Annotated in this window: 18 protein-coding genes; 14 read left to right on the top strand and 4 right to left on the bottom strand. The window is 73.6% G+C overall.

Annotated features, from left to right (window positions below; translation table 11 throughout):
• The first annotated feature begins 66 nt into the window (after nucleotides 1-66).
• The gene (locus AZE13_RS23960) at nucleotides 67-672 is read left to right on the top strand and encodes a YdbC family protein (protein WP_066935930.1); all 606 of its coding nucleotides are present in this window, start codon (nucleotides 67-69) and stop codon (nucleotides 670-672) included.
• Nucleotides 673-788: 116 nt separating this feature from the next.
• Here the strand turns inward: AZE13_RS23960 and AZE13_RS23955 are convergent, their stop codons facing one another.
• On the bottom strand, nucleotides 789-1,541 hold the full coding sequence (locus AZE13_RS23955; protein ID WP_066935755.1) for a TetR/AcrR family transcriptional regulator: 753 nt from the start codon (nucleotides 1,539-1,541) through the stop codon (nucleotides 789-791).
• 86 nt (nucleotides 1,542-1,627) lie between these two features.
• On the opposite strand from AZE13_RS23955, the gene abc-f reads away from it, so the two are divergent.
• From abc-f to AZE13_RS23935, 4 genes are all read left to right on the top strand, one after another.
• Complete coding sequence (gene abc-f, locus AZE13_RS23950; protein WP_066935751.1) at nucleotides 1,628-3,295, top strand: ribosomal protection-like ABC-F family protein; 1,668 nt, start codon at nucleotides 1,628-1,630, stop codon at nucleotides 3,293-3,295.
• A gap of 215 nt (nucleotides 3,296-3,510) precedes the next feature.
• A complete protein-coding gene (locus tag AZE13_RS23945; RefSeq protein WP_066935748.1) occupies nucleotides 3,511-4,419 on the top strand; it encodes an ADP-ribosylglycohydrolase family protein in 909 nt (302 codons plus the stop codon).
• Nucleotides 4,420-4,744: 325 nt separating this feature from the next.
• Entirely contained in the window at nucleotides 4,745-5,446 is a 702-nt protein-coding gene (locus AZE13_RS23940; RefSeq protein WP_066935744.1) for a ribonuclease HII, read from the top strand.
• A gap of 66 nt (nucleotides 5,447-5,512) precedes the next feature.
• The gene (locus AZE13_RS23935) at nucleotides 5,513-6,160 is read left to right on the top strand and encodes a hypothetical protein (RefSeq protein ID WP_066935738.1); all 648 of its coding nucleotides are present in this window, start codon (nucleotides 5,513-5,515) and stop codon (nucleotides 6,158-6,160) included.
• A gap of 40 nt (nucleotides 6,161-6,200) precedes the next feature.
• Here the strand turns inward: AZE13_RS23935 and AZE13_RS23930 are convergent, their stop codons facing one another.
• Together AZE13_RS23930 and AZE13_RS23925 are read right to left on the bottom strand one after the other, a co-directional pair.
• On the bottom strand, nucleotides 6,201-6,893 hold the full coding sequence (locus tag AZE13_RS23930; RefSeq protein WP_066935736.1) for a hypothetical protein: 693 nt from the start codon (nucleotides 6,891-6,893) through the stop codon (nucleotides 6,201-6,203).
• A 326-nt stretch (nucleotides 6,894-7,219) separates the two neighbouring features.
• On the bottom strand, nucleotides 7,220-11,596 hold the full coding sequence (locus AZE13_RS23925) for a CHAT domain-containing protein (RefSeq protein ID WP_147264708.1): 4,377 nt from the start codon (nucleotides 11,594-11,596) through the stop codon (nucleotides 7,220-7,222).
• A gap of 65 nt (nucleotides 11,597-11,661) precedes the next feature.
• Between AZE13_RS23925 and AZE13_RS23920 the strand changes: the two genes are divergently transcribed.
• The 9 genes from AZE13_RS23920 to AZE13_RS23880 all read left to right on the top strand — a co-directional run bounded on the left by AZE13_RS23920 (nucleotide 11,662) and on the right by AZE13_RS23880 (nucleotide 24,421).
• The gene (locus AZE13_RS23920) at nucleotides 11,662-12,045 is read left to right on the top strand and encodes a hypothetical protein (protein ID WP_147264707.1); all 384 of its coding nucleotides are present in this window, start codon (nucleotides 11,662-11,664) and stop codon (nucleotides 12,043-12,045) included.
• Nucleotides 12,046-12,048: 3 nt separating this feature from the next.
• Entirely contained in the window at nucleotides 12,049-12,876 is an 828-nt protein-coding gene (locus tag AZE13_RS23915) for a hypothetical protein (RefSeq protein WP_066935732.1), read from the top strand.
• Between the two features lie 114 nt (nucleotides 12,877-12,990).
• Nucleotides 12,991-15,150, top strand: coding sequence for a RecQ family ATP-dependent DNA helicase (locus AZE13_RS23910; protein WP_066935730.1), 2,160 nt, complete (start codon nucleotides 12,991-12,993; stop codon nucleotides 15,148-15,150).
• Between the two features lie 151 nt (nucleotides 15,151-15,301).
• Nucleotides 15,302-16,921, top strand: a complete 1,620-nt coding sequence (locus AZE13_RS23905) for a DUF4192 domain-containing protein (RefSeq protein WP_079124314.1) — start codon at nucleotides 15,302-15,304, stop codon at nucleotides 16,919-16,921.
• A 104-nt stretch (nucleotides 16,922-17,025) separates the two neighbouring features.
• Entirely contained in the window at nucleotides 17,026-19,143 is a 2,118-nt protein-coding gene (locus AZE13_RS23900; RefSeq protein WP_398780208.1) for a glycogen debranching N-terminal domain-containing protein, read from the top strand.
• A gap of 48 nt (nucleotides 19,144-19,191) precedes the next feature.
• The gene (locus AZE13_RS23895; RefSeq protein WP_066935729.1) at nucleotides 19,192-19,956 is read left to right on the top strand and encodes an NUDIX hydrolase; all 765 of its coding nucleotides are present in this window, start codon (nucleotides 19,192-19,194) and stop codon (nucleotides 19,954-19,956) included.
• A gap of 532 nt (nucleotides 19,957-20,488) precedes the next feature.
• Nucleotides 20,489-21,487, top strand: coding sequence for a FadR/GntR family transcriptional regulator (locus tag AZE13_RS23890; RefSeq protein WP_066935723.1), 999 nt, complete (start codon nucleotides 20,489-20,491; stop codon nucleotides 21,485-21,487).
• 397 nt (nucleotides 21,488-21,884) lie between these two features.
• A complete protein-coding gene (locus AZE13_RS23885; protein ID WP_079124313.1) occupies nucleotides 21,885-23,444 on the top strand; it encodes an RNA polymerase sigma factor in 1,560 nt (519 codons plus the stop codon).
• Between the two features lie 167 nt (nucleotides 23,445-23,611).
• On the top strand, nucleotides 23,612-24,421 hold the full coding sequence (locus AZE13_RS23880; RefSeq protein ID WP_066935719.1) for a serine protease: 810 nt from the start codon (nucleotides 23,612-23,614) through the stop codon (nucleotides 24,419-24,421).
• A 227-nt stretch (nucleotides 24,422-24,648) separates the two neighbouring features.
• Here AZE13_RS23880 and AZE13_RS23875 read toward each other — a convergent pair whose 3' ends face one another.
• Nucleotides 24,649-24,879: a hypothetical protein gene (locus tag AZE13_RS23875; RefSeq protein ID WP_066935715.1), complete on the bottom strand. Its 231-nt coding sequence runs from the start codon at nucleotides 24,877-24,879 to the stop codon at nucleotides 24,649-24,651.
• Nucleotides 24,880-25,261 lie beyond the last annotated feature (382 nt).

Raw genomic sequence — 25,261 nt, 5'->3', positions numbered from 1 at the left:
AAGTTCGGTGTGGTGGGCCTGTGACGCGCAGTGACCAGGTTCGCCCTCGGGCCGTACGATGGCGCGGTGCTGGTCAAGTGGATTCGCCTCACCGTTGTGGACCGTCGAGGGTTCGAGCGGGGGCAGCGGAAATGGGCGGGGCTGCTGGGGGAGCCGGGGTTCCGGGGGCAGGGTGGAGGGTGGAGCCGGGTGCGGCCGGGTGTCGCGCACTTTGTCGCCTTCTGGGAGAGCCGGGCGTTCTATGACTCCTTCATGGCGCGTTCGCACGATCGGCTGGCGGCCGCCCAGGTGGGCACGTTCAAGGACGCCCGAGTGCGGCTGTTCGAGCACGAGTTTGACGTGAAGGTGGGCTTCCGCCCGGTGTTCGGCGATGTGGACGTGCTGCGGCTGGCGCATTGCCAGGTGCGCGGGGACCGGGTGGACCACTTCATGCTGATGCAGGAGAAGGTCTGGAACCCGGCGATGGCCGGCTCGCCGGGCATGCTGCGGGGCATGCTGGGGCGGGCTCCGGGGGAGGAGTTCCTGGTGCTGTCGATGTGGCAGTCGGCGGCCGAGCGCGGGAAGTACCGGCCCGAACGGGTCGAGCGGCTGGCGCTCCGGGCCCAGATAGCCGCGGACGTCCGGGCGATCACCGGGGACGTCGTGCAGCTCGAACCGTCGTGGACGGTGTGACCGGCGGAGGCGGGCCCCGGGCGGGGTGGGGCGGCGCCCGGAAACGCCTGTGCCGTCGGCGCTGATCCTCCGAGGGCTCTCCGGTCGCGGCCGTTTCGGTCGCGTGGCCGCCTCGGTCAGGAATCCGTGTCCCGGGCGGCGTCCGGAACGGCCTTCGCCGCGCCGTGGGTCGTGAACGCCCCCGCGCGGGCGGCGGCCAGTGTCGTCTTCACGGCCTGCTCGGCGACGGTGTTGTCGATCGGCTCCCGGGTGATGAAGAGGCGGAAGAAGAGCGGCGCGGAGACCGAGCGGACGAGTGCACCGGCATCGAGGGTGCCGGCCTGGGTGGTGGCTTCGGCGCCCTCGCCGGCATCCGGTGGCGTCGGCAGCTCCCCGCGCCGGACCGCGCGCTCGACGAGGGCCTCGCAGCGCTTGAAGCGCTCGGCGTAGTACGCGCGCAGCGCCCCGGCCGCCCGCTCCGACTGGAAGGCGGCGGCGATCATCGCGGAGCCGGACGCGGACACGGCCGGGTCGGTGAAGGAGGTGACGACCTCCTGGGCGAGGGCGCGCAGATCGCCCTCCAGGGAGCCGGTGTCGGGTGGGAGCCAGCTGTCCTCGCCGGCGAGTTCCAGAGCGTCCGCCACCAGCCCTTCGACGTCTTTCCAGCGGCGGTAGAGCGTGGTCTTGTGCACGCCCGAATGCTCGGCGACGTACTCGACGGTGAGGCCGGGGTAACCGTGCTCGGTCAGCCCGGCCAGCACGGCGTCACGAACGGCGGCACGGGTGCGGGCGGTGCGGCCGCCGGGGCGCCGGGTGCCGGGCTCGGGAGTGGCGGCGTCGGCTCCGTGTGCGCGCCCGCCCGTCGTCGGGCGGACCTCTTCGTCATTCAATTGCAACTCCTGTTGCGTTAGTGAGGGTGATGTGTCATCCTCATCGTAATGCAACATGGGTTGCGTTTGACGAGGGGGGAGGGGCGATGCCCACTCAGATCTCACTGCACGACATCACCAAGTCCCACGCCGACCGACTGCTCCTCGACGGTGTCTCGCTGTCGGTACGTCCGGGGGACACCGTCGGGATCGTCGGGGAGAACGGCGCGGGCAAGTCGACACTGCTGCGCATCATCGCGGGCGTCGAGCGGCCCGATGAAGGCCACGTGATACTGCGCGCCGACGGTGGCACCGGCTATCTCGGCCAGACCCCCGACCTCCCGGCGGACCGGACCGTCCAGGACGCGATCGACGCCGCGCTGGCGGATCTCAGAGCCATGGAGTGCCGGCTGCGGGCGCTGGAGAAGGAGCTCGGGGACGCCACGGACGAGCTGCTGGCGGAGTACGGCGATCTGCTCACCCTCTTCGAGCTGCGTGGCGGCTACGAAGCCGACGCCCGCGTCGACAGGGCACTGCACGCCCTGGGGCTGGCGCGGCTGGACCACGGCCGGCGGCTCGGCAGCCTCTCCGGGGGCCAGCAGGCCCGGCTGGGACTCGCCTGCCTGATCGCCGCAGCACCGGAGGTGATGCTGCTCGACGAGCCGACCAACCACCTTGACGCGGCCGCCCTCGACTGGCTGGAAGATGCCCTGCTCGCCCACCGCGGCACGGTTCTCGCCGTCTCGCACGACCGGCTCTTCCTGCAGCGGATCGCGACCACGATCGTCGAGGTCGACGCCGACCGGCGGGGCGTCGTCCGCTACGGCGGGGGCTATGGCGCCTTCGTCGAGGCCAAGGCCGCCGCTCGCCGGCGCTGGGAGCAGGAGTACGCCCAGTGGTGCGAACAGATCGGTCGGCTCGCCGACTTCGCCGCGGGTACGGCCCGTGCCGTCGCTCAGGGCCGGGCCATGAAGGACGGCAACAAGATGGCGTACGACCGGGACAAGGGCCGCGTCCAGGCGTCCGTGTCCAGCCGGGTGCGCAATGCGCAGGAGCGGCTGCGCAGGCTGCGGGAGAGGCCGGTTCCCCGGCCGCCCGAGCCGCTCCGCTTCCGGGCCGCGCCGGGTGCCGGCGACGCGACAGGGACCCTCGTCGAGCTCGACGGCGTGCGGGTCGGCGACCGGCTCGCGGTGGACTCCTTCCGCGTCACCGCCGGTGAACGCGTGCTGATCCACGGCGCCAACGGTGCAGGCAAGACCACCCTGCTGCGAGTCCTGGCCGGAGTCACCGTTCCCGACCACGGCACGGTGCTGCGTCAGGGGCGGATCGGCTTCCTCGCACAGGAGATACCGGTCTCCCGGCCGGCAGAGCCGCTGCTGGACGCCTTCCGCAGGGGCCTGACCGGTGACGCCGACCAGCTGACCGACCTGCTGCTCTCGTTCGGGCTGTTCCGCGAACGCGACCTCCGGGTGCCCGTCGGAGCGCTCTCGGCGGGCCAGCGGCGCCGGCTCGCGCTGGCCCGGCTGCTGGCCCGGCCGGCGGATCTGCTGCTGCTCGACGAGCCGACCAACCATCTGGCGCTCGGTCTCGTCGAAGAGCTCGAGGCGGCCCTGGAGTCATGGCCGGGTGCGCTGGTGGTGGTCTCCCACGACCGCCTGCTGCGTCGTCGTTTCAGCGGCCGGCCCTACGAGATACGCGAAGGCCGTCTCGACGGGCTGCGCGATGGCCGTCCTTGCGTGACACATGACGGCCGTCCGGCCCTCGTGGCCCACTGACCGTTCCACCGCCGCGACGGCGCGCGGCATGCACAGGAAGGAGACTCACGCGGGCAGCGGGCAGCGGGCAGCGGGCAGCGGGCGGTGCGGGCCCGGCGAGACGCGGAGTGGCGGACTCACCGGCCCGGCCCGGACGGCCGCGGTGCGCTCGACCGGCCCTTTGGCCGCCGGTGCGAACCCGAGTCCCGGGGCGCCAGCGGTTAAAGTGCACACCGATGACCCCCGACCACCGTGACGCAGACCGCTGTGCGCGGGCTCTGGCGAGCCTGCGCGGACTGTCCGTGGGCGACGCCCTCGGATCCCAGTTCTTCGTCCCCGCCCACCACCCCGCCCTCAAGCGCCGCGAGCCGCCGCCCGCCCCCTGGCGGTGGACCGACGACACCGAGATGGCCTGCTCCGTCCTGGCCGTGCTCACCGCCCACGGCCGGATCGACCAGGACGCGCTCGCCAGCTCCTTCGCCGAACACCACGGTGCCGACCGCGGCTACGGTCCCGTCGTCGACCGCCAGCTCCGGCTGATCCGCGAGGGCGGCGACTGGCGTGAGCTGGCCTCCGCGCTCTTCAACGGCCGGGGCTCCTGGGGGAACGGCGCCGCCACGCGTATCGGCCCCCTCGGTGCCTGGTACGCCGGGGACCCCGTGCAGGCCACACACCAGGCGGAGATCTCCGCGTACACCACCCACCAGCACCGCGAGGCCGTCGTCGGCACCATGGCGGTGGCCGCCGCGGCCGCGCTGGTGGCCGACCCGACCCGCCGGACCGGCCCCGAGGAGCTGCTCGACGGCGTACTGGAGCTGATCCCGCGCAGTGCCGTACAAGCCGGGCTGCGCCGCGCCCGCGACATGCTCGACTACGCCGACTCCGGCACCGTCGCGGCGGTCCTGGGCTGTGGGCGGCGTACCAGCGCCCATGACACCGTGCCGTTCACCCTCTGGGCCGCGGCCCGGCACCTCGGTGACTACGAGGGGGCGTTCTGGGCCACCGTCCAGGCCGGCGGCGATGTCGACACCACCTGTGCCATCGTCGGCGGCATCGTCGCCGCCGGGCCCGGCGGCGCCCCGCCCGGGGCGTGGCTGGACGGCACCGAGCCCCTCCCGTCCTGGGCTCCCGGCCTCGCCGGCTGACCGGTCCGTACCGCCGGGGGAGCGTGCCGCTGCCCTCGTCCGCGCGCTTCGCGCCGCCGTGAGCCGTTCCACCGCCACTGCTGCGTCGGCTGCCCGTGCCGCCAACAGGTGGCCCCGTACGGCGACTTGGTGCTTGTGCGCCGTTGTACGGGGTGGGGGAGGGGCCCGGCGCGGAGCGGGGGCCGACCCGGCCGGCGCCGACTGCCGCGTACCGGCCGGTAGGGTCATCGGCGGACCCCGTCCGCGCCGCTGTCCGGGCCGATGGCGGCGAGGTACGGATCCGGTGCGGACGGCTGGGCCGGATAGGCGTAACCTGGCTGGCGCCATGCCGTACGAGCCTCCTACCCATACCGTCGAGCGATCATTGCGCGCCACGACGGGCGCCAAGATCGTCGCAGGGATCGACGAGGTCGGACGCGGTGCCTGGGCCGGTCCGGTCAGCGTCTGCGCGGCCGTCACGGGTCTGCGCCGACCGCCCGACGGACTCACGGATTCCAAGCTGCTGACCCCCAAGCGCCGCAGTGAACTCTGCGAGGTGCTCGGTACCTGGGTCACGTCGTATGCCCTGGGCCACTCCTCTCCTGAGGAGATCGACGACCTGGGGATGACCGCGGCGCTGCGGCTCGCGGCCGTACGCGCCCTGGAGGCGCTGCCGGTCCGGCCGGACGCCGTCATCCTCGACGGCAAGCACGACTACCTGGGTGCGCCGTGGCGGGTCCGCACGGTCATCAAGGGTGACCAGTCCTGTATCGCGGTCGCCGCCGCGTCCGTGATCGCCAAGGTGCGGCGCGACGCGCTGATGGCCGAACTGGGCCTGGAGTACGCCGGTTTCGACTTCGCGTCCAACGCCGGCTACCCCTCGCCGACTCATCGCAACGCCCTGGAGGAGTACGGTCCCACGCCGCACCACCGACTGTCGTGGTCCTACCTCGACGCCCTGCCCCGGTGGCGGCATCTGAAGAAAGTGCGCGTCGCTCCCGAAGCAGCCGCTCTGGAGGCCGGTGGCCAACTCGGCTTCGACTTCTGAGCGGTGCGGCCGTTAATTCGGTACCCGATGACGCGACCCGCACCTACGTTTGATAGACATCCCTTTATGCCTCTCATCCCCGAGGAGCCTCAGATTCACGAGAGTGTCCCGGGTCCCCGCGCAACCCCGGCCGCCGGCCGCACCGCGCCGACCCCCCGTCCTGTCCCTGGTCCCGGTCCCCGCCCCGCGCCGCCGCGTGGTGCCCCCGCGTCCAGTGCCCGTCCGGGCAAGCCCGGACCCCCTGCCCCCTCGCGTGGCCCCGCCGCCGCGCCGCCGGGGCTGCGCGCCGGTTCGTCGCAGCCGTCGGCCGGCCGGAGCGGCACCGCGGGAGCGCAGCTCCAGCTGATCCCGGCGCCCGTCGCCGGCGCTGTCGACGCCGCCGACGAGGCCGTCGACCTGCTGCTGGACTCCGGCCGTGCGCCGGGCGACATCCTCGTGCTGACCACCGGGGAAGCCCACCCGTGGGCCGCGCACGAGCTGTCCTTCGGCGAGGCGTCCTACTGGGCCCAACACGACGCGGCGGACGACGTGTTCTACGCGGACGCCACCGCCGAGCGCGCCACCGGCCGCCCGGTCGTGATCGTCGCCGTCAACGGCGGCACGGACGAGACCACCGCGCGGGCGCTGCCCTCGGCGATGGCCCGTGCCGGAGTGCTGCTGATCGTCTGCGGCGAACCGCAGCGGATCAACAGCGTTCTCGGCGCGAGCGCCTGACCGCTCCGGTCCGGGGTGCCTCATGACATCCCGGGCCCGGTCAGCGCGCTGCCGTGTGCCGATGGGCTTCCGGAGCCCCGCCACCGGTGCTGCGGGGCGCTGTTCCGCCCCGAGTGACGGCAGCGGCCTGACGGGGCGGAGCCGGCCGGGCCGCCGTCGCGGGGCCCGGCCCCGTACGGCGGGGTTCTCGGCCCGGCCGGTCCGCAGGGGAAGCGCGGGGGCGACGGCCGCCGCGGCCCTCCCCGAGCACCTGCCAGCGGTCGGCGGTCAGCGTGATGTACGCGCCGCAGCGGAGCCCGTGGAGGGTGCACGCATCGCGCAGCCCCCACATCCACGCCCCGTCCGTCTCCGTCCAACGGGGTTCGCCCGCACGGCAGTAGAGCAGTACGGCCGTCCGGACCGGGGTACGAAGCCGCAGGTCGTGCGGGATGATCCGGCGCAGATGCGCCAGCAGGGCGTTGCGGAGCTCCCAGCCGTCGGGCGCGACGGCGGGTTCGGTGAACGACGCGCTGGCGGTCACCCGCTCCTGCGGGTCGAGTACCGCCACGATGGCCGTCGACAGCCCCGGACGATGACGATCGTGCAGGCCGGTGACGACCTCACGCGGGTTGCGCAGCAACGGGATTCCGGCCGAGGCCCATTCGGCGGGCTCCAGCATCCGGCCCAGACGGGCGGCGGGTTCGGCGGACGTGGGCGGGGACGTGTGCGGGGGCGGGGCGAAGCCGAAGGTCACGGTCCTCCCTTCGTCTACGCGGCAGCGCGTGGGACGTATCCGGATGCGCCGGTGCACCGGGACACGGCCCCGCCTGACCACGGACGGCTGGCACGGGGAAGCATCCCCAATTCTCGCGGTCGTACAGGCGCGCGGCAACGAGCAATTCACGCAGCCGGCCGGAACCGCCCCGTGCCGCGCGCACATCCCGGACGGGCGGGACGTCCCCCACAGCCTCTGGTGCCCCAGGACACGGGCTCCGGTGCCCCGACAGGCAACATTCGCCCCGTTCTCCCCACGCCTCAAGGGCGCGGGAGGTGCCCCCTCCGCACTCCGTCCAGCCGTTGTCAGACTCCCGCGTGGACGTAGGCCGCCCAGATGTGCGGACTGTGGGGCAGGTCGTGCCGTAACTCGCGGACGGTGTGGTGCAGGGCGTCCGCGGAGGGACCGCCACCGGCGCCCGCCGCGCGCCGGTAGAAGGCCCGGGTGACGTGGTCCGCGTGCGTGCTGTCGATCTCCCAGAGCGTGCCGACCGCGGCGGGGAAGCCGGCCAGCAGGAAGGCGCTGGTGATGTGGATGGCCTCGTCGCTGAGCCGCTCGGAGGTGCGCGCGGTGCCGCAGGCCGCGAGGAAGGCGAGGCGTGCCGAACGCGGCCGGGCCCGGCAGACCTCGCGGACGGAGAGCGGTTCGCCGCTGGGGAGGTGGAGCAGGGCACCGGACGGTTCCGCCGGGTCGGTGGCCGCGTGGCAGCCGAAGTGGGCCCAGGGGGTGCTGCCGAGCGCGGCGAGCACCGCCTCGCGGGTCGCCGCCGCGCCGACCAGCGGCTCGTGTGCCCCGAGCAGCCCGGCGGCATAGCGGGTCGCCGCCGCGACACCGGGCAGGTCGTCCTCGGGCGACGCGACGAGGAGGGCGCCGTCCCCGCCGGTGGTGTCGCGGTGTCCGGCGCGGGAGCGCGCGTACGCGAGGGTCTGGAATCCCGGCACGTACGACGACACCACGGCGTCCAGCGCGGCACCGCAGTCGTCGCGGGAGCAGTCGGGCAGTGTGCACTGGGCCGCGTGCAGCGGCAGGGCGTTGAAGGCCCCCGTGGGCACCCACCAGATCCGCGGCCAGGGCCCCGAAGCAGGTACCGGCCCGCCGGCCCCCACGAGTTCGAGGACGGGACGCACGATCCTGTGCCAGGTCCACGACAGGGTCCGGCGGACCGTGGCTCCGGCGGCGACGAGACCGGCCGGGGACGGCCGCGACGGGCCGTGCGCGTTGATCGCGGAGATCGCCTCGCGCAGCTGCCGGGCGGCGTCGGTGACGTCGTCCGACTCGGCTTCGAGACACAGCGCGGTGATCGACCGGTCGGTGACGACCAGGGCATGGCACAGACACCGCGCGTGGTTGAGCAGGACGACGGGGCCGTCGGCGGCCAGGGAGCGCAACCGCTCGGCGGAGAGCGGGCGGAGGAAGCCGGCGAACCCCGGCCGGCCGCGGATGTCCTCGATCAGCTCGTCCAGCGCACGGGAGGCGCGGAGCCCGGCGAGCCGGACCCGTTCGGGCTGCTGGTGCCCGTCCGGACCGGGGTCGGCGGAGAGCTGGTCGGTGAGCCGCTCGAATGCGCCCGCGAGGGCAGGGTGCGCGGAGCGCAGCTCGCTGAGGTCGGCGCGGGCCTCCAGCCGCCGGGACAGCAGGAGCCCGCGGCCGCGCTCCAGCAACGCGGTGGCCCGGTCGACGTCCGGGCCCTCGACGCTGCGACTGGAGGCCGCGGAGAGCCCGGGCGGCGCATCTGGCAGCCGGGGGGCGTCCGGGGCCGCCGCGAGGGCTTCCTCCAGTGCCGCCACGTGTGCTTCCACGGCCTTCACGTGGTCCTGCACGCGGCTGGTGCCGTCGCGGACGAGGACCGCCACGAGGAGCAGCTCGACGACGGCCCGGATGTCCCCCTCGAACGACGTCAGGGCGTGCTCGGCGGACTGGGGATCGCTGCCCCGGTCGGTGATGCCGGGCATCGCCTCGACGGCCGCTTCGAGGTGCGAGAGGGCGAGGTCGATACGCGGCTGCGGCCTGCCCAACGCGCCCGCCGCGGCCCCGATTTCGCCGTGCGCCCGGAACCAGACCGGGATCCGGGGGTCGCGCAGGGTGGTGGGATCGGCGACACCGGCAAGGCGGTTCAGCAGCGGTGTCAGCACGGCTTCGACGGCGTTGGCCGGTTCCCGGCCCCGGCCGTCGGCGGCCCGCTCCGACACGACCGGGGGCAGGCGCCGGCCGAGGACCATGGCGGCGATCATGCTCACAAGGGGGCGCATCGTGTCCGCCCAGTTCTCGGGTGCCTCCGGCGCTACGGCGTCGACCAGGTGGCCCGCCTCGCCCACGAGGCGCAGGGCGAGCTCCTTGTCCTCCGCCCGGATGTCGAGGGCGCGGAGGATGAGTGTCCGCATGAGCGTCATCGCGCTGGAGAACCGCCTCGGGTGGCCGGGTGGGCAGGCGGCGAACGTCTCGCGGCACCGGTCGATGTGGCTGTCGGTGAGGCCGGGCTTCGGGCCGCCGCCCGGCCCCACGCTCTCGAGCAGGTTGAGCAGGTCGTCGCCCAGTACGTCGAGCCCCGGCAGCCGCGCTCGCTCCTCGTCGGTGGCGCGGGCGCCGAGTTCCTGCAGCCGCACAGCGCTCCGCCGGGCCCGGTCGAGCTGCGGCGTCTCGTGTCCCAGCACGTAGTTCTGCAGGGCGTTGAAGAACTCCGACTGGGCCGCCATGACCCTCTGGGCGGCATCGTCGGGCGCATCGCCGGCCGCGAGGTCGGCGAGCAGTACCGCCGCCTCGCGCGCGTCCTCCGCGTCGAGGCGGCCGGCCGATACGGCCGTGAGCGCCCAGGCCAGGATCCCGTCGATGCCGGCCGGGAGTTCGGTGAGGTGGGAGCGGGCGTGGCGGAGAAGCGGAACGGCCTCTTCGAGGAGGGAGGTATCGCCGAGGGCCGAGGCGCGGGCGACCAGCGCGCTGCCGAGGGTCGCGGACACCTGGGCCCGTTCGACGGTCTCGTCCTCGGCGAAGTCCGCGAGGAGTTCCCGGAGGGCCGGGATGTCGGCGTCGAGGCGGTCGGCGTCGTCGAGACGGATATCGGCCAGGCGGGACAGCCGGGAGACCGCCTTGGCGGCCTCCGGGTCCGCCCGGCCGTCCGGTTCGCCGGTGAGGACCGTCATCGTGGCGACGGACAGCGCGGCGTCGTAAGCGCCCTTGCGGAGCAGGCCGACCAGCTGCAGGCCGGCCGGGGCCATGGCCGCCGCCTGTCCGGTCAGCGAGCGGGCCTCCGCGTCGAGCCGGGCCGCCCTGGCGGGTTCGGTCTCCGCCACCTCGCGGGCCCGCAGTCCGGTGAGGGCGGCGAGCACCGCGACGTGGGCGTAACGCAGCGGCTGCCCGGCGGGGGCCGCGGCCAGGGCGGTGCGGTACCGGTCGATCCGCTCGTCGGAGACCGGATCACCGGTGGCGAAGGCGGCCGTGACGGCCAGGCCCTCCAGGTCGAGGTCCGGCGGAGCGCCGTGCTGTGCGGCGCGCGCCCGGAACCGGTCGACAACGCCGCCGAGGAGAGGCCCCGTCCGCTGCGCGCGCTTCGGGTCGTCGCTCTCCGCTGTCTCCTGTAACTCCCGGAGAGCTGCCAGGAGTTCCCGGTCCTCATCGCTCACGGCGCCGGCGTCGGCGGCCTGTGTGAGCAGTTCGGCCGCCTCACGGGCCGCCTCGTCGTCACCGGTCTCCCGGGCCAGGGCGTCCAGCGCCTCGCTCAGAGTGGCGGTGGCGAAGAGGTGGGCCGGGTGCGCGGGCGGGGTGTGGGCGCGGGCCGAACGCAACCGGCGTACGGCACAGGCGATACGCGCCGCGTCGCGCTCCCGTGCACCCGCCTCTGCGATGGCCGCCCCGACGCGCAGCTCCAACTGGCCCGGCCAGGCAGCGGGTTCGGCGTGCAGCTCGCGCAGGAGGCGCAACCCCTCGCCGGCCTCCGGGGCGAGCGCCCCCGCCGGGGCCGCCGCGACCAGCCGTTCGACCTCGGCGAGCGAGGGCTCACCGAGCAGCCGGGCCGCGTCGAGGACGGTGCCGAGGGCAAGGGGTCCCGCGTCGGCCGCGGCCGGGCCGAGGACGGCCGGGTCGACACCGGGCAGCCGCTCGCACACCACTCGCCCGTGCCGGGCCGCGGCGGCCAGGGCCTCCGGCTCGGCCGCCAGCTGGAATCGCGCCAGCTGGACCCGGAGGGCGTGCAGCGTCAACTCCACGATGCCGTCGTGGTCCTGGGGCAGCAGCCGCAGGGCCGTGTCGGACCAGTCGAGCGCGCGGCCGAGGGCCGAGAGCCGGTCGGGGCCGGCCGTTTCGGGCGCATCGAGCACGTCGCCGTAGGCCGAACTCACCAGATACGCGAAGCGCGCGTCGTGGGCCGGGTCGGCGGGGTCGAAGGACTCCCGCAGGGGCCCGGGCAGCTGGACGTGCTCGGGCACGCGCGGCTGCAGAAACCCGAAGACGACGGCCGCGACGGCCACGCTCCGCTCCGCATCCGGGGCGTCGGGGCCGGTGCGGAACCAGAAGGTCCAGAAGACCGCGGCGAGTGCGTCGAGGTCGATGGAGCCCTCGGGCGAGGGAGCGGCCTCGCGCAGCAGCGCGAGCGCGTCGTCGGCCGCGTCGGGTGCGTGCAGGGGCGCGGCGTCTTCGGCGTCCCGAGCCGCCGACAGGCGCGCCACAACGCGCTTTTGAAGCTCGGTCATCGTTCGTTACATTAGTGGGATTTAACGACAAAGGACAGTGATTCCGGGGGAGTCGAGGGGGCGCGGTGGGAGATGGGGAGAAGGCGCAGAGGGTGTACGAGGACGCCGTCGAGTACCTGTGCCGCAACGTCGACGCGCTGCGCGAACTGATCGGCCCCGCTCTGTGGGACACGCCGTTCGCCGTCGTACGGGACGGCGACTCGTCCGCCGACGAGTGGCGCCACGCAGTGCGCGCGCTGCACGACGCGGCCGAGGCGGGCGGGGTGCCGGGCGGGCTCGGCCTGCGCGCCACGATGGGCGTGGGCGACTGGCCGGCCGGTCCCACACCGCGGTCGGCCGGCTGGGTCTGCCCCACGGGCCGCTGCTCCCGCGTCGACCTGCGCGAGGACGCGGCAGCGGACACGCCGGCCTGCGCGCTGACCGGCCGGCGGATGCGCCTGGTGGACTGACGGGTGGTGGGGCTCCTCCTCGAACTCCAGAAGCGCATCCCCGACCGGTGGTTCCTGCGCCGGCTGCTGCCCGCCACGCTGTTCGTCGCGGTCGCCGTCGTGGGAGGCGGCCAGCTCGGCCAGCGGCACTGGGGCGACCTCGGGCTCGCCCGCGACCGGATCGCCGGTGCTCTGCGGTGGAGCGGCGCCGCCGCCGGGGACGGCGTGGCGACACTCGTCCTCGTCGCCGTGGCGGTGGCGGGGGCCGCGTTCGCCGTGCCCTTCGCGGCGGCCGCGGTCGGTGCGCTGGTCTCCGGGGCCTGGCCCTGGTGGCTCGCGCCGCTGGGACGGCGGCTGACCCGGTGGCGGGTCCGGCGCTGGGTGCCTCCCAGGGAGGCCGGGGTGGAAGCCGTACGGGCCCGCGCGGCGGGACGGGAGTGGCGCGCCGCCCGGCTCGACGCACGCAGGGCCCGCACGGCGTCGGTCAGCCCCGGCTGCCCCACCTGGTCGGGCGATCGGCTCCGTGCGGCGGAGGAACGCGTCGGCCGGGCGACGGGGGCGGACGTCTCCGAGGCGTGGACCAGGCTGCTCCTCGCGGTGCCGGACGCGTCCCGCGTCGCGCTGAGCGATGCCCGTGACGCGTACGCGGGGGCCTGCGAGGCCCTGGTGTGGAGCGCCGCGTTCACGCTCGTCGGCATCTGGTGGTGGCCCGCGGCGCTCGTCGGAGTCCTCCTGTGGACGGCGTCCTGGCACTCGCTGCGCCGTGCGGTGGAGGAACTGTGCCGCACCACCGAAGCGGTGTTCGCCCTCCAGTACGCCGACACCGACCCCCGTCGTCCCGGCGGGCCTTGAGAGTGCACCCCGCGGTGTCCTGCGGAGGGCTGCTGACCGCGTGGACCCTTCGCGAGCTTCCTGTCACGTTGGGTGAGGTGGCTGATTGTCCTCGCCATCGGGTTGCATGGGGGCATGGACGATCTGGAGCTCCGCACCGAAGCCGACGCCATCCTCTCCGAGCTCGTCGGTGACCCGGGAGGGTCGGCACGGCTGCGGGAGGACCAGTGGCACGCGGTGGCGGCCCTGGTGGAGGAGCGCCGCCGGGCCCTGGTGGTGCAGCGCACGGGCTGGGGCAAATCGGCGGTGTACTTCGTCGCCACCGCTCTGCTGCGCCGGCGCGGCTCCGGCCCGACGGTGATCGTCTCGCCGTTGCTGGCGCTGATGCGCAACCAGGTAGAGGCGGCGGAGCGGGCCGGTATCCGGGCGCGCACCATCAATTCGGCCAATCCGGAGGAGTGGGACGCCATCTACGGGGAGGTCGAGCGCGGTGAGACCGACGTCCTCCTGGTAAGTCCGGAACGTCTGAATTCCGTGGATTTCCGTGATCAGGTGCTGCCCAGGCTCGCGGCCACGACCGGTCTGCTGGTGGTCGACGAGGCGCACTGCATCTCCGACTGGGGACACGACTTCCGGCCGGACTACCGGCGGCTGCGGACGCTGCTCGCCGAGCTCGCCCCCGGCGTGCCGGTGCTGGCCACCACCGCGACCGCCAACGCGCGGGTCACCGCGGACGTGGCCGAGCAGTTGGGCACCGGCGCCGGTGAGGCCCTCGTGCTGCGCGGCCCGCTGGAGCGGGAGAGCCTGCGGCTGGGTGTGGTCCGGCTGCCGGACGCCGCACACCGCCTGGCCTGGCTCGCCGAGCACTTGGACGAGCTGCCGGGCTCCGGGATCATCTACACGCTGACGGTGGCGGCGGCCGAGGAGGCCACCGCCTTCCTGCGGCAGCGAGGCTTCCGGGTGGGCTCCTATACAGGGCGCACGGAGAACGCCGACCGGCTGCAGGCCGAGGCCGACCTGCTGGGCAACAGGGTCAAAGCACTGGTCGCGACGTCGGCGCTCGGTATGGGCTTCGACAAGCCGGACCTGGGATTCGTGCTCCATCTCGGCTCGCCGTCCTCCCCGATCGCGTACTACCAGCAGGTCGGCCGCGCCGGTCGCGGGGTCGCCCACGCCGATGTGCTGCTGCTGCCCGGCAAGGAGGACGAGGCCATCTGGCGCTACTTCGCCGATACCGCCTTCCCGCCCGAGGCGCAGGTGCGGCAGACCCTCTCGGCCCTCGCCGATGCGGGACGGCCGCTGTCCGTGCCGGCCCTGGAGGCAACGGTGGACCTCCGGCGCAGCCGGCTGGAGACCATGCTGAAGGTCCTGGATGTCGATGGCGCGGTCAAGCGGGTGAAGGGCGGCTGGACGGCGACCGGGGCCGCCTGGGAGTACGACGCCGAGCGCTATGCCTGGGTGGCGCGGCAGCGGGCTGCCGAGCAGCAGGCCATGCGCGATTACACGAGCACGGACCGGTGCCGGATGGAGTTCCTCCGCCGGCAACTGGACGACGAGGGCGCGGCCCCGTGCGGCCGGTGCGACAACTGTGCCGGAGCCTGGGCCGATTCCGCTGTTTCGGCGGAGACACTGACGGGAGCGGCGAAGGAACTGGACCGCCCGGGAGTGGAGGTCGAGCCGCGCCGGATGTGGCCGACGGGGATGCCCGCGCTGGGCATCGACCTCAAGGGGCGTATCCCGGCCGGCGAGCAGTGCTCCACGGGGCGTGCGCTGGGGCGGCTCTCGGACATCGGCTGGGGCAACCGTCTGCGCCCGCTGCTGGCGGAGAACGCGCCCGACGGGCCGGTCCCCGACGACGTCCTGCGGGCCGCGGTGGCGGTCCTCGCCGACTGGGCGCGCTCTCCGGGCGGCTGGGCACCGAACCTCCCGGACGCCGCTGCCCGGCCGGTGGGAGTCGTCGCCGTGCCGTCCCTGGCCCGCCCGCAGCTGGTCGGTTCCCTCGCCCGGGGAATCGCCGCCATCGGCCGGCTCCCCTTTCTGGGCACCCTGACGTACACCGGGCCGGGCGGCGCGCACGCGGCGCGGCGCAGCAACTCCGCCCAACGCCTCAGGACGCTGTCCGGGGCCTTCACCCTCTCGGAGGAGCTGGCCGCCGCCCTGAAGGGCTCCCCGGGCCCCGTCCTGCTCGTGGACGACTACACCGACTCCGGCTGGTCCCTCGCGGTCGCTGCCCGGCTGCTCCGCCAGGCGGGCAGCGGGCAGGTTCTTCCGCTGGTCCTCGCCGCGGCAGGCTGACGGCGACGAGCGCCCCTGTCGCTCAAGCCCCCACGCAACCCGAAGCCACTGACAACGCGCCAGCCACCGCCGGGAGTTGTGGATAACTTCGTCACCCGCGAGTTATCCACAGGGGTCGCGGTGCAACGGCCGGCTGCGGGATCTTCGAGCCATGAATCCGCACAGCGAACCGCGTAAGAGCGAACCGCGTAAGCACGGCACCGACGCCGACCCCGTGGCGACGCCGCCCCCGGCGCCGCCGACCGCCCCGGACCCGACCGCCCTGGACCCGCGCGTCCCTGACCCCTCGTCCTCCTGTACGTCCCCGGCCTCTCCGGTCTCCCCGACTTCCCCGACTGCCTCGACTTCCCCGACCGCCCCGGACTCCACGAACGCCGCTGACGCCACTTCTGACCCCACTTCTGACTTCACGGGCCCGGCACGTACCGTCCGTCCCGGCGGACCGGCCGACCGGACCGCCCCGCCCGCCGAGGCCCAGGTCACCCTGCGCGGCCCGGCCGAGCTCGCCGACGCCCTCCCCTACCTGATGGGCTTCTACCCGGACGACTCGATCGTGATGGTCGCCCTGCACGGCGAGCGCGGACGCTTCGGCGGCCGGGTCCGGCTCGGCATCCCGACCGACACCGGGCAGTGGCCGGACATCGCGGACGAACTCGCCGAGTGCCTGATCCCGGCCGGTCAGGAGGGCGCCGCCCGGCCCTCGGCGATCGTCGTCTACCTGTGCCAGGAGCCCGCGGCGGGCGAGAGCGGCAAGGATGTCAAGGACCGGCTGCGCCCCCTGGCCCAGAGGCTGCGCATCGCGTGCGGCGCGCTCGACGTCCCCGTCCTGGAGGCCCTGTGCCTCTCCAACGGCCGCTTCTGGTCCTACTGTTGCCCTGACTTCCGCTGCTGCCCGGCGGAGGGTACGCCGATGGTCGCACCGGGCACCTCGGTGATGGCCGCGGCCGCCGCGTACGCGGGAATGCAGGTCCGCGGTTCGCTCAAGGAGATGGAGGCCAGGCTGAAGCCCCGTACCGGACCGCGCGCTGCCGACCAGGAGAAGGCGCTGGACGCGGCGGCCGCCCGGCTCCTCCCGCGGATGCTCCGCGGGGCGAGCGCGGTGGTGGTCCGAGAGGAGACTCTCGAGCTGGCCTCCGCCATGATCCACCGGTTCCGGCAGGACACCCCCGCGGGCAGCAACCGGGCCCGGGACGCCTGTGACGACGCGCTGATCACCGACGCCGAGGCCGCCGGCCTGATCCTCGGCCTCCAGGACCGGCTCACCCGTGACCGCGCCGCGGGGTGGATGGACGGCCCCGCCGCCGCACCGGCCCTCCGGCTCTGGCGGGCCCTCGCCCGTCGGTGCGCCGGCAGCTACGCCGACCACGCGGTGGCACCGCTCACCCTGGCCGGGTGGGTCTGCTGGTCCACCGAGGACGGCCCCTCCGCCCGTGTCGCTCTCGGCTGCGCGCTGGCCATCGATCCCGACTACACCTTCGCCCGGCTGATGCACCGCGCCATCAACGAGGGCCTCGATCCGGAGCCGTTGCGCCGCTGCCTGCGCGAGCAGCACCGGGGAGCGGCCGGCACCACCGGCGGCTCGGCGGCGTCCGCCGGATCCGCGCCCGCCGACCAGGGCGCCTCGCGGTCCACGAGGCGGCCGGGGCCGGTGCGTCCCGGAGCCGCCGCCCGTCCGCGCGGGCCACGGGGCGGCACCGGACCAGGCGCGCGGACCACCGACGGGCGCGGCCGGCGTCGGGCCGGCCGGGGCGACGACCGGAGCCGGCGGTGATCGCGCCGGCCCGGCGCGGTCGGCGTGACCTGGGCGGCGGCCCGCGCGTTCACCTGAGTGGCGTAGTCCGTACGGACCCCCGACCTCACCAGGGAGCGCAGAGCGTGCCAGGCATCGTCCCCACCGTCCAACCGGTCGGCCGGCCACCCGCGGAGCGGCGTGCGGCGCCGGCCCGGGCCGCACAGCCGCAGCCCGTCCACGATTCACTGGTCTGTGTCGCCCTCCCGGCCCTCGCCGTGTCACCCGCCTCGGGGCAGCTGACCGGTCACGGCCTGGACGGCTTCTACCGCGACGGCCGAAGAGTCCTGTCCCACTGCGAACTGCGGGCAGCGGGAGGTGAACCGCTCGTCGTCCAAGGGCGGTTGACCGGAGCGGACCGTGCCCGCTTCGTCGGAACGGTCCGCAGAACCGGCGAGCGCGGGCCGGACCCCGAGATCTCTCTGGAACGCCTGCGCTGCGCCGACGGCACGGAACGGATCACCTTCCACAGCAGCGCCGCCCGGCCCGTCCGGCTGCCGGTCGAGATCCGGCTGGGGACGGACCTCGCGGAGCTGGGCGCCGTCGCGGTCGGCCTCCCGGGGCCCGAACTGCGGGCCGTGGTGCACGGCTCCGGGCTCCGCTGGTCCGGGCCGGGGGTGCACGCGACGGTGGCCGCGAGCCCCGCACCCGAGGACGCCCTGGCCTCGGCGGGGCTGCTCCGCTGGGAACTGGACCTGCCGCCCGGTGGCCGGCGCACCATCGAACTGCACGCCGGGCTGGAACACACTCCCGGCGGGCCGGCCGGCTGCCCCTCGGGCGGCCACCACCACTCCGGGGGTACCCACATCCCCGGCCAGCGCGGCGGAGTGTTCGCACCCCGGGCCCGCGCCGACCGGCCACCCCGGCCCTGGACGTCCGCCCGCCTGGAGTGTGACGACCACCGGGCCGACGCCCTCATGGCGGGCAGCCTCGACGATCTGTACGGCCTGGTGCTGCGGGACCCGGCCGCTCCCGCGGACGCGTACGTCGCGGGCGGCTTCCCCTGGCGCTGCGGTCCGGCGCCGGCCGAGGCCCTGTGGACCGCCCGTATGCTGCTGCCGCTCGGCACCCGGCTCGCCGCGGGCACGCTCCGCGCGCTCGCCCGCAGCCAATGCGCCGCACCAGGGGTGGATTTCGGCCGAATCCCCGGGGCGCTCCGGGACGCGGGACCGCACGCCCCGCCCAGCTGTACCGGTGTCGAAGCGACCCTGCTCTTCCCCGCCGTGCTCGCAGAGGCGCGCCGCTGGGGTCTGCCCGAGCAGGAGACCGAGCGGCTGATGCCGGCGGCGGAGCGCTGCCTGAGGTGGCTGCGGACCGCCGCCGACGCCTCGGGCGGCGGCCGCGGCGGCTATGTCCCGGACCCCGCACCCGACGGGCCGTACCGCTGCGAAACCCAGGCCCATGCCCACCGGGCCGCCCTGCTGGGCGCCGACCTCCTCGATACCTACGGGCTGTCCGACGGGGCGGAGCTCCGGGAGTGGGCGGCTGAGCTGCGGAGCCGGTTCCGTTCGGACTTCTGGGCCGAGGACCGCGCGGGCGGCCGGCCCGCCGCCCTGCTCACGGCCGACGGGCGGCCGGTACCGCACCTGGGCTCCACCGCCGCCCATCTCCTGGACACCGGACTGCTCGGCGGTGGTGCCCTCGGTCCCGGGCTGCTGGACGCGGCCCAGACGGATCAGCTGGCCAGGCTGCTCGGCGGCCCGGCGATGGACTCCGGGTGGGGCCTGCGGGGGCTCGGTGCCAGGGAGACCGGCTACAACCCCTTCGGTCATCGCAGCGGCGCGGTCCGTGTCCACGAGACGGCGGTCGCCGCCGCCGGCCTGGCCGCCGCCGGCCACGAGCGGGCGGCCGGTGCCCTGACGAGGGGCGTCCTCGACGCTGCGGAGAGCTTCGGGTACCGGCTCCCGGAGATGTACGCGGGGGCGCAGCGCACCGCCGACGGCGCCCCGGTCCCGCATCCGGCCGCCTGCCGTCCGGCCGCGGTGGCGGCGGCCGGTGCGGTGCACCTACTGGTCGCGCTCGCCGGTGTGCGCCCCGACGTGCCGGCCGGGACGGTCTCCGTGCGGCCGCTCGGCACCGCCCCGCTCGGCGCGATACAGCTCACCGGCCTGAGCGTCGCGGAGCAGCCGTTCGCCGTACGGGTCAGCAGGCTCGGCCTGGGCATGGTGGAGGCCGCGGCGGAAGGTCTGCAGCTGGGTTCGTGAGGTGTCGAGTGGCCTGTTTATCGTCAGGCGGACGACTATGATCACGGCATGCCTCCCTACGACCCGTCGGCCTTCCCGCCCTTCGCTGTCACCGTCGACCTGGTCGTGCTCACCGTGCGCCGCCACGCCCTGTGCGCGCTGGCCGTGCGCCGTGGTGAGCCGCCGTTCCAGGGCCGCTGGGCGCTGCCCGGCGGATTCGTCCGGGCCGACGAGGATCTGGAGGCCGCCGCGGCCCGGGAGCTCGCCGAGGAGACCGGCCTGCACGCCCAGTCCCCGACGGGCCCGGCGCCCGCGTACGGTGCCCACCTCGAACAGCTCGCGACGTACGGTGATCCCCAGCGTGACCCCCGGATGCGCGTCGTCAGCGTCGCACACCTGGTCCTCGCCCCCGACCTGCCCGCTCCCACACCGGGCGGGGACGCGCACAGCGCACGCTGGGCGCCGGTGGAGACCCTGCTGGAGCAGGGCGACGCCCGGGTCCGCGAGGGCGAGCTGGGGGCGCCGCTCGCCTTCGACCACGCGCGGATCCTCGGTGACGGTGTGGAGCGCGCCCGCTCGAAGATCGAGTACTCCTCGCTCGCCACGGCCTTCTGCCCGCCGGAGTTCACCGTCGGCGAGCTGCGGCGGGTCTACGAGGCGGTCTGGGGCGTCGCGCTGGACCCCCGCAACTTCCACCGCAAGGTGACCGGCACCCCCGGATTCCTGGTGCCCACGGGCGGCACCACGACCCGCCAGGGCGGCCGGCCCGCCCAGCTGTTCAGAGCCGGCGGGGCGACGCTGCTCAATCCGCCGATGCTGCGCCCGGAGGTCTGAGCGCCGCCGGCGCTGACGCGCTCGTCCCCCTCCCCCCTCACCCACCTCCGCTTCCCCTTCCCGTGACTCCCCTCCTGTAACTCCCCTTCCGGGAAATGGCGTTCCATGGCCGGGGAGGCGCGTGGGTGGCGTCATGCGCCGTACCCGGTTCTGGAACAACAGGGGTTGGCGCCGGTGTTCCGCGAGCCTTCCGGGCCATGTGCGGCCGCCCTCCGCGTGATCATCCGCTTCTCGTTCCGCGGCTGTTCCATGGCCGTTCCGCGGCCGTCAAGTGCCCCTCTGGATTCGACCGTGACAGTTCGGTCGTGCGGCGGCCCGTAGACCAATTCGCCCGCTCTGTCCGGAGTTTGGGACCCACCGGCCCTGGTCTGCGGAAATGCATCCGCTGTGCTATGCGGCTGCGGGTTCTGACCGAGTAAGAAGCCTGTTTTGTCGCTGTGTTGTACCGGCCGCTGTCCGCAACTCGCCGTGGAGAGCGCATTTCTTTCCGATAAAGCGTCAATTCGGGGATGGGGGGCGATCACCCTTTCGTGTGCTTTTCACCAAAGACCTCAAGGGCGTTCGGAGTGCCGCCGACAAAGGATGCGTGAGTACCCTTGCGCACACCATGATGACCGCGGCTCGCCCCGGCGACACCGGCCTCGCAGGCCCGGGCGAGCTTGACCGCTACCCCTACGCCAACGCTGCCAACGCTGCGAACGCGAACAGCACGGCCAGTCCGGACCGGGCCGAGCGCGTTCCACAGGTCTGGGAAGGCTCCGAGACGGACATCGGCCGGGTCGGCCGCCGCGCGGCCGGCAGCCGCGGCCGCGGCCTGCACGGCCAACTCGTCCAGCAGCTCGGCCAGATGATCGTCTCCGGCGATCTCGGCGCCGACCGTCCGCTCGTCCCCGAGGAGATCGGCCAGCGCTTCGAGGTCTCCCGCACCGTCGTCCGTGAGTCGCTGCGCGTTCTCGAGGCCAAGGGTCTCGTCAGCGCGCGCCCCAACGTGGGCACCCGGGTACGCCCGGTCAGCGACTGGAACCTCCTCGACCCCGACATCATCGAATGGCGGGCCTACGGTCCGCAGCGCGACGACCAGCGCCGCGAGCTGTGCGAGCTGCGCTGGACGATCGAGCCGCTGGCCGCCCGGCTCGCCGCCGGCCACGGCCGCGAGGACATCCAGCAGCGGCTCGCCGACATGGTCGAGATCATGGGCCACTCCGCGGCCCAGGGCGACACCATGACCTTCACCCGGGCCGACGCCGAGTTCCACTCGCTGCTGCTGCAGCTCGCCGGCAACCGCATGCTCGAGCACCTCTCGGGCATCGTCTCCGCCGCCCTGCATGTCTCCGGAGGGTCCGGGGGCTGCGAACGGCCGGTCGAGACGTCCGTGGGCCAGCACATGAGGGTCGTCGACGCCATCGGCGGCGGGGACGCCGCGGCGGCCGAATCCGCGATGCGCCAGCTCCTCGCGGCCCACCTCGAGACCGCCGGCCAGGGCTCCGGGACGCCCGTGGACCACGTCGTCCCCGCGCCCCGCGAGCACTGAAGGCCCGTACTCGACCGCGTACGGACCGTAGGCGCCGCGCGGCCCCCGTGCCCCGCGTCCCCCTCGGGCGGGGCACGCCGTACGCGGCGGAGGCGCGCATGATCGCCGGATCCGGGGTGTCGACCGGATCCGGCGGCAGGCCCCGGGAGGATTGCATGTCATATGACAGGGAATGGGTGGTTATGGGGTGTGACTCGGGCCACGCAGATTGGGCGTAACGCTGTTCCGGGAAGCGCGATGACTTAAGAGGTGATAGCCGAGGAGGGAATACGAGCGGCGTGTGAGGCGCTGTTCAACTCCCCGGTTGCCCCCGCGCCGTCGGTCCATCCCCACCGGCGGTCGTCGGCTCCGATCCATACAGGACGGGGTCGGAAGCCGTTTCCATCGTTCCGAGAGGTTGTTCGTGTCGGCCAGCACATCCCGTACGCTCCCGCCGGAGATCGCCGAGTCCGAGTCTGTGATGGCGCTCATCGAGCGGGGAAAGGCAGATGGGCAGATCGCCGGCGATGACGTGCGTCGGGCCTTCGAGGCTGACCAGATTCCGCCAACCCAGTGGAAGAACGTTCTGCGCAGCCTCAACCAGATCCTCGACGAGGAGGGTGTGACGCTGATGGTCAGTGCCGCAGAGGCGCCCAAGCGCACCCGCAAGAGCGTCGCAGCGAAGAGTCCGGCGAAGCGCACCGCCACCAAGACCGTCGCGGCCAAGACCGCCACGGTCAAGAAGACCACCGCCGCCGCGGCCACCGCCTCCGTGGCGGACCCGTCGGCCGGTGAGTCCGAGTCCGCGCCTGCGAAGAAGGCGGCGGCGAAGAAGACCACGACCGCCAAGAAGGCGGCCGCGAAGAAGACCACGGCCAAGAAGGCCACCGCCAAGAAGGCCACGTCCAAGAAGGACGTCGACGAGCTGCTCGACGACGACGTGACCGAGGAGACCCCGGTGCCCGGCAAGGGCGACCCGGAGGCTCCCGAGGGTGCGGAGAACGCCGGTTTCGTCCTGTCCGACGAGGACGAGGACGACGCCCCCGCGCAGCAGGTCGCCGCGGCCGGCGCCACGGCCGACCCGGTCAAGGACTACCTCAAGCAGATCGGCAAGGTCCCGCTCCTCAACGCCGAGCAGGAGGTGGAGCTCGCCAAGCGCATCGAGGCCGGCCTGTTCGCCGAGGACAAGCTGGCGAACTCCGACAAGCTCGCGCCGAAGCTCAAGCGCGAGCTGGAGATCATCGCCGAGGACGGCCGCCGGGCGAAGAACCACCTGCTGGAGGCCAACCTCCGACTGGTCGTCTCCCTCGCCAAGCGGTACACCGGCCGCGGCATGCTCTTCCTGGACCTGATCCAGGAGGGCAACCTCGGCCTGATCCGTGCGGTCGAGAAGTTCGACTACACCAAGGGCTACAAGTTCTCGACCTACGCGACGTGGTGGATCCGTCAGGCCATCACCCGCGCCATGGCCGACCAGGCCCGTACGATCCGTATCCCCGTCCACATGGTCGAGGTCATCAACAAGCTGGCGCGCGTCCAGCGTCAGATGCTCCAGGACCTGGGCCGCGAGCCCACCCCGGAGGAGCTGGCCAAGGAACTCGACATGACCCCCGAGAAGGTCATCGAGGTCCAGAAGTACGGCCGTGAGCCGATCTCGCTGCACACCCCGCTGGGCGAGGACGGCGACAGCGAGTTCGGTGACCTCATCGAGGACTCCGAGGCGGTCGTCCCGGCCGACGCGGTCAGCTTCACGCTCCTGCAGGAGCAGCTGCACTCCGTGCTCGACACCCTCTCCGAGCGTGAGGCGGGCGTGGTCTCCATGCGCTTCGGCCTCACCGACGGCCAGCCCAAGACGCTGGACGAGATCGGCAAGGTCTACGGCGTCACGCGTGAGCGGATCCGTCAGATCGAGTCGAAGACGATGTCGAAGCTGCGTCACCCGTCCCGTTCGCAGGTGCTCCGCGACTACCTCGACTAGTCCAAACCCGGCCGCCAGGCCGGACCGCGCCACGAGCCCGGTTCCTCCCCTGTGGAGGGACCGGGCTCGCGGCGTGTGAAGGGACCGGGGCGCCTCGTCCGGGTGCGCGGCAAGGCCGTTTGGCTCACGCTGGGTTGGCGAACGTTCTCTCAGAGTCAGGAGTCCGTATGCGCCCGACCGTACGTGCCGCCTTCGGAGCTCTCACGCTGGCCCTCGTTCTGCCGGCACCGGCGGCCGCGGACGAGTCGGTGATCGGGGGACGGCCCACCACGCTGTCACAGAGCCCCTGGGCGGTCGCGCTGGCCTCCCATGAGCGCTTCGGGTCGCAGCGCTCCGGACAGTTCTGTGGTGGTGTGCTGGTCGGGCACGCGACGGTGGTGACGGCCGCGCACTGCCTGAGCAAGGAGGTGCTGGGCGTCCCCTGGCAGCGGGTGCGGGATCTGCGCGTGGTGATAGGACGCGACAACCTGACCGGCGCCGGCGGCCAGGAGCTCAAGCCCGCGAAGGTATGGGTGAACCCGCGCTATGACAGCTGGACGAACGAGGGCGACATGGCGGTCCTCACGCTGCCCAAGCCCGTCCCGAACCGGCCCATCACCATAGCGGGGCGGCAGGACCCCGCCTATCGCCCGGGGAACCGGGCCACGGTCTACGGCTGGGGGGACACCACCGGGGAGGGCAGCTATGCGACGCGGCTGCGGGCGGCGCACATCGTCGTGCTGCGCGACGCCGTGTGCGCCCGGGCCTATCCGGGCAGTGCGGACGGCGCGTACCGCTCCAGGTCGATGCTGTGCGCCGGGGAGCCGGAGGGCGGCCGGGACGCCTGCCAGGGGGACAGCGGGGGGCCGCTGGTCGTACGAGGGCGTCTGGTGGGGCTGGTGTCCTGGGGGACCGGCTGTGGCCAGGCGGGCAGCCCGGGGGTCTACACGCGGGCCTCGGCGCTGCTGCCGGCGGTCTCCGCACACGGGGCCGGCTGATCCGGGCACGGACACAGGGGAGGCTGGGGGAGCGCGGGGCGCCGAGCGGGCGCGGGGTGCCGGACGGCGCACTTCGATCGATCAATGGCGGATCGGTCAATCAATGGCGGACCGGACCGAGGACGGCGCGCATCGGCGTATGAGTGCGGGCGGTCTCCCCGGTGGTGCCGGGTGACCGCCCGCCGCACGGCGCTGGGCCGCTGTTCGCTCGTCGTGGATGCGGAGTGTCAGCGTTCCTCATCGGGTGTGGACGAGGGGGAGGCGGTCAGCCGCTCCGTCTCGTCCTGTATTTCCGCGGCGATCTTCTTGAGTTCTGGCTCGAACTTGCGGCCATGGTGGGCGCAGAAGAGCAGTTCTCCGCCGGACATCAGGACGACGCGCAGGTACGCCTGGGCGCCGCAGCGGTCGCAGCGGTCAGCGGCCGTCAGCGGGCTCGCGGGTGTCAGAACAGTAGTCACGTCGCCTCTTCTCTAGCTCGACGAGCTGTCGTACCAGGGTCAACATCCAACCAGGCCGAAAACGTTCCCGCTCGTGCCATTTCCTCGAAAAAAATTCTCCGAGGGGCCGGGTGCTGCCGGGTGGCGGCGAATGAGCCGTATTGCGTGGTGGTCTGATTCACGTTGGTGGGTGGTCCGTCCCCCCGGCTGGCTTGCCGGTTGTTGATGAGGACGTGCCCGGAGCCTAAATGGTTCATGCCTCGAAGGGAACGTGATGTGTGCGTCACGAGGGCGTCACTCCAACGAGGTATCGAACGTGCGAGCGAAATGCTACTACCATGAGCATGCGTACGGGTGGCGTCACATCGGCTCTACTGGGCCTCGGTACCCTCTCACCGGCGAC

Origin of the sequence: Streptomyces sp. NBRC 110611 (genome assembly GCF_001590865.1) — a bacterium.
GTDB lineage: Bacteria > Actinomycetota > Actinomycetes > Streptomycetales > Streptomycetaceae > Streptomyces.
Note: the sequence above shows the minus strand (reverse complement) of the source record. Positions and strands in the feature narration are given on the sequence as shown.